This window comes from Pyxidicoccus trucidator (genome assembly GCF_010894435.1).
In the GTDB taxonomy this organism is placed as follows: Bacteria; Myxococcota; Myxococcia; order Myxococcales; family Myxococcaceae; genus Myxococcus; species Myxococcus trucidator.
Map to the genome: position 1 here is coordinate 751,563 of NZ_JAAIXZ010000002.1, position 12,088 is coordinate 763,650.

At 70.5% G+C, this 12,088-nt stretch carries 12 protein-coding genes; 3 read left to right on the top strand and 9 right to left on the bottom strand.

The features are described 5' to 3' along the window. Positions 1 to 76: 76 nt before the first annotated feature. The 4 genes from G4D85_RS09605 to G4D85_RS09620 all read right to left on the bottom strand — a co-directional run bounded on the left by G4D85_RS09605 (position 77) and on the right by G4D85_RS09620 (position 2,736). Positions 77 to 535, bottom strand: a complete 459-nt coding sequence (locus G4D85_RS09605; protein ID WP_164010252.1) for a hypothetical protein — start codon at positions 533 to 535, stop codon at positions 77 to 79. Between the two features lie 15 nt (positions 536 to 550). Continuing rightward, positions 551 to 1,348 carry an esterase/lipase family protein gene (locus G4D85_RS09610; RefSeq protein WP_164010254.1) on the bottom strand — a complete coding sequence of 266 codons (798 nt, stop codon included), beginning with the start codon at positions 1,346 to 1,348 and terminating at the stop codon, positions 551 to 553. Positions 1,349 to 1,449: 101 nt separating this feature from the next. Continuing rightward, entirely contained in the window at positions 1,450 to 1,962 is a 513-nt protein-coding gene (locus tag G4D85_RS09615) for a hypothetical protein (protein ID WP_240359169.1), read from the bottom strand. An 18-nt stretch (positions 1,963 to 1,980) separates the two neighbouring features. Beyond that, positions 1,981 to 2,736 carry a glutamine amidotransferase gene (locus G4D85_RS09620; RefSeq protein ID WP_164010256.1) on the bottom strand — a complete coding sequence of 252 codons (756 nt, stop codon included), beginning with the start codon at positions 2,734 to 2,736 and terminating at the stop codon, positions 1,981 to 1,983. 193 nt (positions 2,737 to 2,929) lie between these two features. Between G4D85_RS09620 and G4D85_RS09625 the strand changes: the two genes are divergently transcribed. Then, a complete protein-coding gene (locus tag G4D85_RS09625) occupies positions 2,930 to 4,396 on the top strand; it encodes a glutamine synthetase family protein (protein WP_164010258.1) in 1,467 nt (488 codons plus the stop codon). 23 nt (positions 4,397 to 4,419) lie between these two features. Continuing rightward, a complete protein-coding gene (locus tag G4D85_RS09630) occupies positions 4,420 to 5,604 on the top strand; it encodes an iron-containing alcohol dehydrogenase (protein ID WP_164010260.1) in 1,185 nt (394 codons plus the stop codon). 55 nt (positions 5,605 to 5,659) lie between these two features. Here the strand turns inward: G4D85_RS09630 and G4D85_RS09635 are convergent, their stop codons facing one another. From G4D85_RS09635 to G4D85_RS09650, 4 genes are all read right to left on the bottom strand, one after another. Further along, entirely contained in the window at positions 5,660 to 6,253 is a 594-nt protein-coding gene (locus G4D85_RS09635; protein ID WP_205525484.1) for a hypothetical protein, read from the bottom strand. Between the two features lie 666 nt (positions 6,254 to 6,919). Then, positions 6,920 to 7,798, bottom strand: a complete 879-nt coding sequence (locus G4D85_RS09640) for a hypothetical protein (RefSeq protein WP_164010264.1) — start codon at positions 7,796 to 7,798, stop codon at positions 6,920 to 6,922. A 97-nt stretch (positions 7,799 to 7,895) separates the two neighbouring features. Next, positions 7,896 to 8,411: an ankyrin repeat domain-containing protein gene (locus G4D85_RS09645; protein ID WP_164010266.1), complete on the bottom strand. Its 516-nt coding sequence runs from the start codon at positions 8,409 to 8,411 to the stop codon at positions 7,896 to 7,898. A gap of 128 nt (positions 8,412 to 8,539) precedes the next feature. Next, positions 8,540 to 9,700: a winged helix DNA-binding domain-containing protein gene (locus G4D85_RS09650; protein WP_240359170.1), complete on the bottom strand. Its 1,161-nt coding sequence runs from the start codon at positions 9,698 to 9,700 to the stop codon at positions 8,540 to 8,542. Between the two features lie 382 nt (positions 9,701 to 10,082). Between G4D85_RS09650 and G4D85_RS09655 the strand changes: the two genes are divergently transcribed. Continuing rightward, on the top strand, positions 10,083 to 10,748 hold the full coding sequence (locus G4D85_RS09655) for a DUF2239 family protein (protein ID WP_164010270.1): 666 nt from the start codon (positions 10,083 to 10,085) through the stop codon (positions 10,746 to 10,748). Positions 10,749 to 11,104: 356 nt separating this feature from the next. On the opposite strand, the gene G4D85_RS09660 is transcribed toward G4D85_RS09655, so the two are convergent. After that, positions 11,105 to 12,085: a phosphodiester glycosidase family protein gene (locus G4D85_RS09660; protein ID WP_164010272.1), complete on the bottom strand. Its 981-nt coding sequence runs from the start codon at positions 12,083 to 12,085 to the stop codon at positions 11,105 to 11,107. Positions 12,086 to 12,088 lie beyond the last annotated feature (3 nt).

Genomic DNA, 12,088 nt, shown 5'->3' on the forward strand with positions numbered 1-12,088 from the left:
GTGTCGGTGCGGAATCCCTGTAGCTCTACAGCCGGGCCGGCCGGGAAGCAGGCAGGCAGGGAGCCCGGGCGGGCCTTCAGGCCTGGGGCGTCACCACGGGCCTCAGCTTCGCCTCCAGCCTGTCCAGGCACTCGCGCATGTGCTTGCGCTTGACGCGGCCCTCGGTGGCCTCGCCCAGGCCCGTCATCTGCTCGGTGAGCCAGCGGCTGAGGAACAGCAGCGGCATCCGGTCGTCCGGCCCCAGGCCACGCTCCAGGTAGCGCTTGTTGCGCATGTACTCGTCGTACGCGTCCGCCTCGTGTCCCAGCTCCCACCGCGTCAGCCGCAGCGCCTCCGTGTACACGGCCGGCGCCGGTCGCGGGTGGGGCTCGGTGAAGAGGGGCGCGAAGCTTCCGCCGGTGTCCAGGTCCAGCTCCTCCACTGGCGGAGGCCACTGCTGGAGGTCCTTGGCCAGCAGCTTCGCCACCTCCTCCATGAGGTGGTCCAGCAGGGTGACGGGCTTGAGGTCGAAGAGGTGGTCCCAGCGCGAGGGCATGCCTTCTTCTCTACCTCAAGAGGCGGAGGCGGGCTGCGGCAGCATGCGCAGCACGGGTGCCGGCTCGCCATAGCCCAGGGCGAGCTCGCGGCGGATGACCTCGTACACCGCCCGCCGGGTGAGCAGCTCGCCGTGCCCCACGCCGGGCACCTCAAGGTTGAAGACGTTGGCCTGTCCCTCCATGTCCACCATGGCGGAAGGCCAGGGCGTCACCCCGTCATCGCGCGAGTAGAGGGACACCAGGCGCACGCCGCACGGGAAGGCCCCCGTCCGGAGCTCCTTGAGGAAGGGCGACACGGGCGTGAGCTGCCACATGCTGCGGCTGAACCAGCCCAGCGTCGCGCAGCCCAGGTACGCCAGCCGCGAGCCCCGGTGCGGCGTGCCCAGGGTTATCAGGCTGCGCACCCGCTGGTCCCCGCCCAGCCGCTTCACGTAGTAGCTGCCGATGAGGCCGCCCTTCGAGTGGCCGATGATGGTGAGCGGCCCCATGCCGGGGAAGCGCGTGTACATGCGCTCCACCTTCTCGCGCACCTTCCGGGCCAGCACGTCGATGCCGTAGGTGTTGAAGCGGTCCATCGCCCCACCGAGGTGGATGGACCAGACGCAGTAGCCGTCGCGCCTCAGCCGGTGCTCCAGCACCTCGAAGACGCGCCGGGTGCTGAAGAAGCCGTACAGCAGCAGCACCGGCTTCTGGCAGTCCGTGAAGTTCGTCTTCCGGACGATGCGGTTGGCGTTCGGGTCCAGGTGGACGTAACCCGCGAGGTCCCGAAGCTGGCGTTTCCAACGGCGATAACGCAGGACGAGAGGGTTCATGTCTCACTTGAGCGCCCGGAGCGCTGCATGTGAGCACGATAGGGAGCGTGCCCTGCGCCTGCCGGCCTGTCCGCCGCGTCGGCGCGGGCAACGCGCGCTGCTCAACGTCCGGCGTCGGCTCCAGGGGTGCCAGCGTCGGGAATCCCACCATCTCCCGTCCCCGCGTCCCGGGTTCCCGCGTCCATGCCGCCGTCCCCCGTGCCGCCCAGGCAGCATGCTGGCACCCGGGTGAAGTACAGGCCCGCCTGAGAGCAGGGGACGCGGATGTTCCGCAGGTAGGCGCTGCAGCCGGTGACGAGGCGGTCGCCCTCGCACACCGGCGGAGGCGCGTCCGCGGGGTTGCAGGCCGTCCGCTCCAGCGCGCACACCGCGCGCGAGCCATAGAACCGGGAGTCGGTCCGGTTGCCCGGAACGACGGTGCAGGTGGCGCCCTCGCCGCAGTCCTGCACGGTGGGCCCGGTGGAACAGGGGCCCACGGCGCAGGCGGTCTCACAGTTGAGGGCCTCCGAGTCGTCGCAGCGCGGGGCCTGCGCGCACAGGTCCCCTCCCGAGCAGGCGGCGGTGAAGAGGACACAGACGACGAGGAGGCCAGTCAGCGGTGTGGGACGCGGCAAGTCGAGCCTCGGTGCAAGTCAGGTGAAGCGCTCCAGGAAGTTCAGCAGGATTTGCCGGCCGGAGGGAGTGGGAGCGAGGCTCGCGAGCAGCTGGGGCACCCGCTCCCCCGGGGCGGCGCCTTGCGCGACGGCGTCCCGGTCCAGCCCCTCCTGCCGCGCCAGGATGATGGCGCGGATGGCGTCCGTGGTCGCCTCGGGGTGGAACTGCACGCCCCGCACGTTGGGCCGGAAGGCCAGCGCCTGCGCGGCTGTGTTGGCGTTGCCGGCCAGCACGCGCGTGCCCTCGGGGAGCCGGGTGACGATGTCCTCGTGGGTGGCGTGGACGGCGAAGCGCTCGGGCAGGCCGTCGAAGAGGGAGTCCTTCCGCCCCTCCTCGGTGAGCGTCACCTCCACGGTGCCTGTCTCCCGGCCCTGGGGATTGCGCTCCACCCGGCCGCCATACGCATGCGCGAGCAGCTGCTGGCCGAAGCACACGCCGAGCACCGGGGTGCCCCGCTCGCCCGCCTCCACCATGAAGTCCGCGGCGCGCTCCATCCACGGCTCCAGCTGCGTCACCGACAGCGGCGAGCCCGTCATCATCACCGCGTCGTACCCGTCCGCGCTGGGTGGCAGGGGAGCGTTCCGGTGCGCATGGAGGATGTCGAAGCGGTAGCCGGACAGTCCGATGGTTTGCAGGAACCACCGCTCGTAATCGCCCACCGAGAGGCGCACGGCGGGGGCCGCGTCGCCCGCTTTCAGCAAGAGGACGTTCTTCACTGTCGCAGGTTGCCGCATCCGTGCCTCGTTCCTAACGTCTCGTGCCACGCGTGTCCGCTCCTGAGCAGTAGGGGTGGGACGCCTGTGTGACGCGAGGCCTCCCGATGACCGACGCTTGCTCGCTCACTCCCCGGCTTCGCGCTCTCAAGTTGCACATCGGCAGTCTGCTCGACGAGGCCGCCGACCACGGTGGTTAAGAAGGAAGGAACCCATGCCCACGCGTCCCAAGGCGAAGGTCCTCACGCATCCAGCCATGGCCCGGAGAGCGCGCACCACCAAGGAGCGGGATAGCTCCGCCCGGAGCAGCGCCCCTCGCGACTCCAGCGGGACGGACACCCTGCGCCGCTGGCTGGACGAGAAGGGCGTGAAGAAGGTGAAGGTGGGTGCCATCGACATCGATGGTATCTGGCGCGGCAAGTACATCTCCCTGGACAAGTTCCTCAGCGCCGCCAAGAGCGGACTGGGCTTCTGTGACGTCGTCTTCGGATGGGACCTCGGCGACGAGCTGCTGGACAACACCCGCGTGACAGGCTGGCACACTGGCTACCCGGACGCGCACGCGAAGGTAGACACCACCACCGGGCGCATCATTCCCTGGGAGCCTGACACGGCGGCCTTCCTGCTGGACTTCGTCAACCCGGACGGCTCGCCCTTCGAGGCCAGCCCGCGCCAGCTGCTCCAGAAGATTTCGACGCAGGCGCGCGAGCTGGGCTACCTGCCGCGCTTTGGCGCCGAGTACGAGTTCTACATCTTCAAGGAGCAGCCCCACACCCTGAAGGAGAAGGGCTTCCAGGAGCTGACGCCGCTGACGCCGGGCATGTTCGGCTACTCGTGGCTGCGCACCTCGCAGAACGCGCCGCTGGTGCACGCGCTCATCGACGGGTGCAACGGCTTCGGGCTCGACATCGAGGGCTTCCACACGGAGACGGGCCCGGGCGTCTTCGAGGCCGCCATCCGTTATGACGACATCGAGAAGTCGGCGGACAAGGCCGTGCTCTTCAAGACGGTGGTGAAGGAGATCTGCGCCCGCCACGGCCTCACCGCCTGCTTCATGGCGAAGGTGAATGCGAAGCTGCCGGGGTGCTCGGGGCACGTGCACCAGTCGCTGTGGGACCTCAAGGGCGAGCGCAACCTCTTCCACGACGAGGACGCGCCCCACCGCATGAGCCGCCTGATGCGGCACTACATCGGCGGGCAGCTCGAGCTGATGCCGGAGCTGACGGCGCTCTACTGGCCCACCATCAACAGCTACAAGCGCAGCGTGGAGAACACGTGGGCGCCCACCACCGCGACCTGGGGCCTGGAGAACCGCACCACCGCCATCCGCGTCATCGGTGAGAACTCCAAGGCGATGCGGATTGAGTACCGGCAGCTCGCCGCGGACATGAACGCGTACATCGGCATGGCGGTGAGCCTGGCCGCGGGCCTGTGGGGCATCCGCAACAAGGTGGAGCCGCCCGCGGCCTGCAACGCCAATGCGTACACGGAGGCCGACGCCCGGCCCCTGCCTCGCAACCTGAGGGACGCGGTGGCGCTGCTGAAGAACAGCGAGCGCGCCCGGGAGCTGCTGGGCGAGGGCTTCGTGGACCACTTCGTGCGCACGCGCGAGTGGGAGGTGCGCCAGTACGAGCGCGCCGTCACCAACTGGGAGCTGGAGCGCTACCTGGAGCTCATCTGATGAGCACGACGGAGGAAGCAGTCATGAAGCCGTTCGACATCCCCACCGAGCCGCGCGTCACGGAAATGGCGTGGCCCACGCGCATCGTCTTCGGCGCGGGGGCCCTGCAGCGGCTCCCCGCCCAGGCGCAGCGGCTGAAGATGGCGCGCCCGCTGCTCGTCACCGACGCGGGCGTGGTGAAGGCGGGGCTGGCCTCGCGCGTGCTGGAGGTGCTGAAGGGCGCCGGGCTGGAGTGCGCCGTCTTCGACCGCGTGGAGCCCAACCCCACCGAGCGCGACGTCTTCGCCGGCCTGGAGGCCTACCGCAAGGGCGGCTGTGACGGCATCGTCGCCCTGGGCGGAGGCAGCGCGCTGGACGCGGGCAAGCTGGTGCAGTTGCTCACCACGCACGAGCCGCCGCTCAGCCGCTACGACGACGCGAAGGGCGGCGACCAGTACGTGCGTGACGATTTGCCGCCGCTCATCGCCATTCCGACCACCGCGGGCACGGGCTCGGAGGTGGGCCGCTCGGGCGTGGTGACGCTGGAGGACACGGGCCGCAAGACGGTCATCTTCAGCCCGCACCTGCTGCCGCGCGCCGCCATCTGCGACCCGGAGCTGACGCTGGGACTTCCGCCCGGCGTCACCGCGGCCACGGGCATGGATGCCTTCACGCACTGCCTGGAGGCGTACCTGGCCAACGGCTTCCACCCGCTGGCGGACGCGGTGGCCATCGACGGCATCCACCGCGTGGGGCGCTCGCTGGTGACGGCGGTGCGCGAGGGCAGCAACCTGGCCGCGCGCACGGACATGATGGTGGCGGCCATGGAGGGCGCCATGGCCTTCCAGAAGGGACTGGGCGCCTGCCACGCGTTGGCGCACGCGCTCACGCCCGTCTCCGGTGTGCACCACGGCCTGTCCAACGCCATCGTCCTGCCCGTGGTGATGGAGTTCAACCGCGCGGTGTGCACGGCGCGGCTGGCCCGGGTGGCGGTGGCCATGGGTGACACGTCCAACGCGCGCGAGGAGGTGCTCGCGAGCAATGCCATCGACCGGGTGCGCCGGCTCAACGCGGCCGTCGGCATCCCCGCGCGGTTGCGTGACGCGGGCGTGCAGGAGAAGGACCTGCCGAAGATTGCCGACAAGGCCTTTCAGGACGCCTCGCACCTGAGCAACCCGCGCAAGGTGACCGAGGCCGACCTGCTGGCCATGGCCCGCGAGGCGTTCTGACGTAGGGCTTCGCACCGGGCACCGGGGGAGGCACTCCGCCTCCCCCGGAGTCGCTTCAGGGCGCTTCGTCCGAGGCGCCCGGCGTTCCCACGGTGCCGCCGTCCGGAAGCACCGGGGCTCCTGTGCCGTTGCCGTTCTCGGTGCCGTCGATGCCGGCGTCCACCTCGCCGTGCGAGCCCACCACCGCGCCCGTCACGGGCGGAGCGGACTCCTCGGGGCTGAACTCCAACGTCTCCACGAACACGCGGCCGGGCAGGCGCAGGTCCATGGCGTTGATGCGCTCCTGGCCGCGCAAGTCGTAGAGCTGCTGCGCCACCGGGCCCGCGGGGATGCGGTCGTCGGAGAAGAAGATGTACATCCGCACCTTCCCCTCCTGGGCGGGGATGCGGAAGCTCGTGTTGGCAATGGGCTTGTTCGGGTCGCACCGGATGGAGCGATTCTCCCGTGTCAGCGTGAGCTGCCGGATGACGCCTTTCTCGGACACCGTGTAGAGCATGCAGTAGGGGAGCTGTCCCTCCGACGGGACGACCTCCACCGTGGCCGCACCTGTCTTCCGCAACTGCGCGCGCGTGGGCCGGTCCGACGACTTCTTGTCATCACAGCCCGCACACAGCGCTACCACTGCCAGCACCGCACTCCACCGCTTCATGTGTCCCTCCCGAGGGGCGTGGAAGAACCACCATCTGCGAGCACAGCGTACTTCGGAGCATGGGACTGGAGGGAAGTCATGGCAGCTCTCTTGGGACTTCCCGCAGGCCACAACGCCCGCCAGTGCACACCGCGACCGGCCGGGTCCTCGGCGGCGCGCACGGAGGAATGATGCAGGGCTTGCCGCGCTCCTCGCAGGCACTCACGCGCGCGTCGATGGACTGCGCCTCCCTCGCCGGCACCGCGCGCCCCGAGCACAGCCGCGCACAGCACTCGCCCTCGGGCACCAGGGTGATGGTGCAGTCGTCGTCGCTCCGACACTCCGCCGACTGTGACTGCTCCGGACGGTCCTTTGATGCGGTCGGAGGTGGTGGGGGGCCGGCGTCCTGGCGCTCCGCGTCACGCGGAGGGGTAGGCGCGGGAGCGGCCACCGTCGTGCTGCCGCTCTCTGGAGATGCCGCGTCGTCCGGGCGGCTCACGGGCTCTACGGAGCGAGCACAGCCGAGAGACAGCAGGAGGGAGCACAGCAGCAGGGAAGGGCGCATGCGCTCCATCGTGTCCCCGGAGCGGTGTCCATTCCAGGAGGGAGTCAGGGAAGCGCGCCCGACGTGTTGTCGGGGCGAGGCCCCGCCCGGGGTCGCTCGGACGGGGCCGCTGCTTCAGGGGCTCACGGGCAGCCGGAGCTGACCTGGAGCGAGTCGTAGGCCATCCAGCCGTTGCGCTTGGTGCCGGTGACGGCGGCGATGACGTAGCCGTAGATGAACTTCATCGTCCCCGACTGCTGGCGGTAGCGGCCGGCGCTGTCCTGCACCCAGAGCGGGATGTCGATGGACGGCGCGCCGCCGTCGGTGGGCACGTCCAGGCGCTGGAACTTCGTGCCCGCGGGGAAGTGGTCCACCGCGGGGCCGCCCAGGGCGAAGCCCGGCACGTTGAAGATGAGGTTGACCGAGCGCAGGCCATTGGCACGCGGCAGCGGCAGGTAGTCGCCCGCGCGCTCGTGGGTGGCGTCGCTGTCGTAGACCACCTTCTTGAACTCCAGGGTGGTGTCGTGCGAGTTGCGCACGGAGTAGCAGCCCAGCTTCGCCAGGCCCGCGCCCAGCGCGGAGACATGGCCGACCTTCTGCTCGAAGGACGTCCGGCCGAGGATGGCCGACGTCGGCAGCCAGCCCGCGCTGGAGTTGGAGGTCGACACCGCGAAGGCGTGCAGCACGCCGCCGAAGGTGCGCGTCTGCCCGTAGTTGAACGCCGAGCTCGTCCGCGTGTTGGTGCCCATGATGGTGCCGTTGCCGTCGCGGATGGACACGCCCGTGGACAGGCCCCAGTTGTCGTCGGCCGGGTCGTTGGTGGGGACGCGGTTGCCGCCCGGGTCCTGCAGCTTGCAGTTGTAGGGGCTGGCGATGCAGTAGGTGCCATTCACGCCCGAGTACGCGGCCTGCTCCTGCGTGGAGAGGCCCTCGCCGGCCGCCGTGCCTTCGAGTGGGGCCTCGCCCCCGCACGCGGCGGAGGCCAGGGCAAAGGTGCAAATCAAGGAAAGATGGTTTCGCATGTTCTCATGGAATGCGAAGGAGACCCCGGATGTCAATCGGGTCAGTGCTGCCTCGGCACGGAGGGCACGCTGATGCTCAAAGCGCTCCGTGCCAGGCCTACTTCGCGAGTGCGTCGAGCCGGGCAGCGGTGCGCGGTGCGCCCATCATCACCGCCGCAATCAGCGCGGTGTTGCCGCTGGCGTCCTGGCGCATGGGGTCCGCGCCGCGCGAGAGCAGCACCTCCAGCACCTCGAGTCGGTCGAACATCGCCGCGTATATCAGCGCGGTGCGCCCGTCGGGCCCGCTTCCATCCACCGGGGCACCTCCGTCGAGCAGCAGTGTCACCATGCGCACGTCCCCCTTGAAGGCGGCGCCGGCCAGCGGAGTCTGTCCCTTGTCGTTGGCGCGGGTGGCATCCGCGCCGCGCGAGAGCAGCAGCTGCGCCACCTCGGCCTGTCCCGAGTAGGCGGCGAGCATCAGGAGCGTGTTTCCCTCCTCGTTGGTGAGGTTCACCGGCAGCCCCGCGTCGAGCATCTGGCGGAGCGTGTCCGCGTTGCCCTGACGGGCGAAGGAGAACGCCTCGCGGGCGGCCGCGAGTGCTCGGGGGTCGATGCCATCGGAAGGAAGGGGCATGGGCGGGCTCCTGCGGGAACAGCGGGGATGTGCACGCCCGCCGTCGGGAGCAAGAAGGTTTCCGAGGCGGGATGCGCACTCCAGCAGGACCCGGGGCCGGGGAGCCACCCTTGCCCGGCCCGGGGTGTTCATCCCGGACGGATGAGCTGGATGTCCCGACGCGCGCCCTCGGCAGCGGCGAAGGTGAGGAGCCGCTCACCTTCGGCCATGACGTCGGCGCGCTCCTGGGTGGACAGCCGCCTGAAGGGCTCGATGGCCAGGGTGGCGGTGCCTCGGGCCTGCTGGAGCTTCCAGGTCCCCTGGAAGAAGCCATCCACGAGCAGGGCCCCGGGCACCATGCCGTTCTTGGTGGCGATGCGCTTGCGGTCCTCTTCGGAGATGACGCGGGTGCGGTCGGCGTGGGACAGGGTCAGGTTGTCGAACTCGGGCAGGAAGCGCACCGGCGCGGGAGTCTCCGGGTCGGGCCTCGGCGCGTCGGGCAGGTCGAACAGCTCGCGGCCCTCCTCGTCGCGGAAGGTCCGCAGGCCCGGCCGGAGCCGCTCCACCACCTCGCCCAGTCGGGTGAGCCCCGACCACGCCTGCACGTCCATGACGCTGGCCGGACCGAAGGCGGCGAGGTAGCGCAGCACCAGCGCATCCACCGAGGCCTTGGAGTCGAGGGGCTGGCCCAGCCAGGACTCGGCCGTGGTGCAGCGGGCCTGTCCGCTGGAGCCCCAGATGCCGCGAGGTGGCACCTGCACCAGCGGCGCCAACAGGCGGAGGGCCTGCGCGAGGGCCGTGGCATCGCGGTCCGGCCAGCGCTCCGCCAGCGAGGCGCCGAGCTCCGTGTACGTCAGGGGCCGGGCTTCCACGAGGGAGCGCCCCGCCGCCACGAGCGCCTCCAGGTCCATGCCCACCAGCTTGCGGCCATGGTCGCTGCCCGTCTTCAGGGCACGCTCCAGCATGGGCTGCACCAGGGGGCGCAGCATGAGCGCGTCACGTCCGGTGACCAGGTGGAGCGTCCCGCGCATCACGATGATGCGCACCACCTGCTTGTCGATGAGCAGCGTGGACAGCTCCTCCTGGCGGAAGCCCTGCAGCCGCGTCCACAGGCCGTAATAGGGCGCGAACGGCGCCTGGGCCTGCATGCCCACGAGGTGCTCGATGGCTTCGCGCGCGGACAGCTTCGAGCGGCGCAGCAGCAGCTGTCGCTCCAGCAGGGCGCGGTTGAGGGTGCGCTGGCTGAGCACCCGGGCCGGACGGCTTCCTCCTCGACGGGTGACTCCGACCGCTGACTTTCGGGTGGGCATGGTCATCGTCCTGGGCCGGGGAGCCACCGGCCGTGCCGCCGCTCCTTCCGTGGTGGCCATGGCATGAGCCGCGCTGGCGGCCCTGGAAGAAGTGGCGACGGGGAGGCCAATGGGCAGGAGCGGAAAGAAGAAGGAGAGCATTCGGCCTCGGTCCGGACTTCGGTGGGTGCGCCCCTGGGGGGAGCGCTGTCGTCAGCGACGGTGCTGGCGCTACCCTGGGCCTTGGCGATGACAGCCTTGTGTCAGTTATCCGCGCCCGAGAGGAAGCGGGCCTGGGCCCCGCGTCATGGCCCCTCTGGGGCGCTGCGTAGATTTTACCCGGGTGATATTGACGGCCGAATATTACCCGGGTAATAACGAGCGCACTGGATAGGGAGTGCACGTGGCCGACGACAGACAGTCAGGGGATGGGCAGGCGGAAGCAGGGCGGTACACGGCCATCGCGGGGCCTCGCTGCATCGCCTCGGGCGGGTTGGAGGAGGTCTCGCTGAAGGTGAAGGCCTGGGTCGACGGCGGCGAGCTGGCCCCGGTGGTCATCTACGAGGACGCGACGGGCCTTCCGGTGCACCCGGACCTGCGGGGGACTCGAGAGGACGTGCTGCGTGGGCTCGACGAGCGGCGCGCGCGGGCGGCGACCGCTGGGGAGGATGCGGAGGGCCCCAGGAGGAGCGGGCCGGGCCGGCCGAAGCTGGGCGTCGTCTCCCGCGAGGTCTCACTCCTGCCGCGCCACTGGGAGTGGCTCAACGCGCAGCCAGGTGGCGCGTCCGCGGCGTTGCGCAAGCTTGTCGAGGAAGCCCGGCGTGACGGGACGGGTCGCGAGCGGGCTCGCCGTTCGCAGGAAGCAGCCGGCCGCTTCATGCTCGCCGTGGCCGGGGACCTACCGGGCTTCGAGGAGGCCTCGCGCGCCTTCTACGCCTGGCACGCGGAGCGCTTCGAGCAGCTCACCCAGCCGTGGCCCGACGACATCCGGACCCACGTCCGAAGACTGGTGACCGTCGCCTTTCGCGACGAGGCCGCGGTGACACGTCCCTCCAGCAAGCAGTCTTGAACCTCCGCCACTCACGCGCGCCCAGGGAATCCGTCGTGGAAATCTTCCTGCTGTACTTCATGGCAGTCCCCCTCACCTGGGCGCGCCGTCCCGTCAGGACGAGGCAACTCACCGTCGTGGCCGATGAGGCCAGGGGGAAGGACTCCCGCCGTCAGCGCCCGGCCAGGAAGCAACCCGCCGCCTCCGCGCCGCGTAGGCCCCGCCGTGGAGGGCGACCCGTCGTGAAGCCAGGGGTTCCGTGAGCCCTCGGGCGGTCGGACGGAGCGCCGTTGATCTCCAACTTCACCGCGCCCCGAGGGGCCATGGGATGGCCGGGGCGAGGCCACCTCCGGGCGGAGCGTTGTTGGGTTCCAGCTTCACCGCCCCGCGGGGACACTGGATGGCCGGGCGATGATGCCGAGGTGGTTGGCCACGGGGCGCTCCCACCACGGCATGCGGAAGTTGCTCGTCGAGTTGATGCGCTGGACGCGCCCTGGCGCCTCGCTCCGCACGAGCGTGGAGGAGCCGCCACCATCCAGTTGGATTGCGGCGTGCGCGCCGTGCTTCAGCAGCAGGTCCGTCACCTCCGCGAGCGTGGCGCCCTGGCTGTAGCGGCGCTGCTTGCCGTCCACCACCACCAGCAGCAGGTAGCGCCCGGTGGCATCGACGCCGATGGCGGTGCGCGGGTAGGGGGCCTCCGCGATGGGCGAGGCCTCGCGCGGAGCCGGCGCCCCGTCACGGACGAGGTAGCCGAGCCCGGAGAAGGCGTGCCACACCTCACCGGCCGGGGACTCGAAGCGTGCGCTCCGCTCACGTGACAGGTACAGGGTGACGGTGCCCTTCGACGGCTTGCCATGGCGCACGCCATGCGAGGCCGCCGGCCCCACGACGTGCACCGGCTCACCCACGCGGGGCCCGTAGTTCAGCGGGTGGTTGGCGTGGAAGGGGAAGAAGAAGCTGGTGTTGATGGCGACCTGCACCCCGTGCCGTGCCGCGAACCCGCTCACCGTGTCGGCCCGCACGTCTCCTGCTGGCGACGGCTCGGCCGGAGTCACGACGAGGTCGATGCCCGGCGCCTCCAAATCAATCCGGACGACGTGCGCCACCATGGCTCGCGGAGCGCGCCGCACCTCGCGCGTGTACTCCACGCCCTCGAACCACACCTCGTGCGCGGGCTCCGGAGGGCCGCGCCAGGTGAACCACGTCCAGTACCCACCGCCGACGCAGCCGGCGAGGGCCGGGACCACCAGCACCCAGCCACACGTCCACCGAAGCCAGCGGCGGACCCGCCAGCGGCGCATCACCCAGAGGCCCACGGCCAGGAGGACGCAGGCGCCTGTCAGGATGAGGGGGCCCATGCG